This is a genomic window from Paractinoplanes hotanensis, assembly GCF_023717965.1.
Taxonomy (GTDB): domain Bacteria; phylum Actinomycetota; class Actinomycetes; order Mycobacteriales; family Micromonosporaceae; genus Actinoplanes; species Actinoplanes polyasparticus.
In genome coordinates, this window is the sequence record NZ_JAMQOL010000132.1 from 1 (window position 1) to 1,036 (window position 1,036).

At 71.5% G+C, this 1,036-nt stretch carries 1 protein-coding gene; it reads left to right on the forward strand.

The features are described from left to right. Positions 1–1,036 (forward strand): hypothetical protein (locus tag LXN57_RS47725; RefSeq protein WP_251804968.1); only part of this gene is annotated, 1,036 nt, incomplete at both ends.

Consider the following 1,036-nt stretch of genomic DNA (forward strand, 5'->3'; position numbering starts at 1 on the left):
CCCTGGGGACGGTCACCACGGTCACGGAAGCCACCGCCCTGAGGACGGTCACCACGATCCTGATAGCCACCGCCCTGGGGACGGTCACCACGGTCACGGAAGCCACCGCCCTGAGGACGGTCACCACGATCCTGATAGCCACCGCCCTGAGGACGGTCACCACGGCCCTGATAGCCACCGCCCTGCGGGCGATCACCACGGCCCTGATAGCCACCGCCCTGAGGACGGTCACCACGGCCCTGATAGCCACCGCCCTGCGGGCGATCACCACGATCCTGATAGCCACCGCCCTGGGGACGGTCACCACGGTCACGGAAGCCACCGCCCTGCGGGCGATCACCACGGTCACGGAAGCCACCACCCTGAGGACGGTCACCACGGCCCTGATAGCCACCACCCTGAGGACGGTCGCGGAAGCCACCACCCTGCGGACGGTCACCGCCGCGGTACCCGCCACGGTCACGGTCGCCGCCGGTCACGCCACGCTGGTAGCCGCCGCGGTCGCCGCCCTGGGGCCGGTCACCGCCGCGGAAACCACCACGATCGCCGCCGCGGTCACGATCGCCGCCACGGAATCCGCCGCGGTCACCGCCACCGGAGGAACCACCACGGTCACCGCCGCGGAAACCACCGCGGTCGCCGCCACCGGAGGAACCACCCCGGTCACGGTCGCCGCCACGGAATCCGCCGCGGTCGCCACCGGAGCCGCCACGGTCACGGTCACCGCCCCGGTCGCCCCGGAAGCCGCCACGGTCGCCGTCGCGACCGCGGCCGCCTTGGCGCTCCTCGTCGCGAGGGGCGCGACCGCCCTCGTCCTGGGGTCCAGTAGTCACGGATCAATCCTTCCGGTCCGGCCGGCCCTTGACATGGCGGGCTTGCCTCGACGTTCAAAGTTACTCGGGTACGAACACACAAAAGCAGCCGAGGGCCGACCCCGAAACGGGGCGGCCCTCGGCTGGCACGTTGAGTCCGGCGGCGTCCTACTCTCCCACACCCTCCCGAGTGCAGTACCATCGGCGCTGGAGGGCTTAGCTTC